At 64.0% G+C, this 444-nt stretch carries 1 protein-coding gene; it reads left to right on the forward strand.

The window, feature by feature from the left end; translation table 11 throughout:
* Window positions 1-214 precede the first annotated feature (214 nt).
* Window positions 215-444: hypothetical protein (locus D7Y04_RS42695; protein ID WP_147477342.1), on the forward strand; the 230-nt coding region annotated here is incomplete at its 3' end.

A 444-nucleotide genomic window follows, 5' to 3' on the forward strand; every position in this document is an offset into this window, starting at 1 on the left:
TCCGCCCCGCACTAGACGTGACGGCCGCTCCACGGCCACACCGTGGAGCGGTCCCTCTCGGGGCAGATCAATGCCTCACAGTCAATGCCTGCCACGCTGACGCGCTGAATGCTTGCCCCGCGGACAAGAAAATGGAGTCCGCGACTTTCGCGCCGGGCCCCGTCTCCCTAGGAGGCGAGGATGGAGTAGACACTCCAGTGGGAGATCATGAACGATGATGACGAAGACCCGTCTGTTGGTGGCCGTGGTGCTGTCCGCGCTGACTGCTTGCGGTGGTGACGAGAACGAGGGAAGCGCTGATGACGCCCCCGTGGAGCTCGACCAACGCTCCTACATGACGGGGACCTACGTCGGCCTGGTGACGCTGACGCACGGGAGCGGCGTCGGTTCTGTCGTCACCGAGTTGCAGGACGCCCTGGTCATCACCAATGACAAGACCTCCAC

Origin of the sequence: Corallococcus sp. AB038B, from assembly GCF_003668955.1 — a bacterium.
Classification (GTDB): Bacteria; Myxococcota; Myxococcia; order Myxococcales; family Myxococcaceae; genus Corallococcus; species Corallococcus exiguus.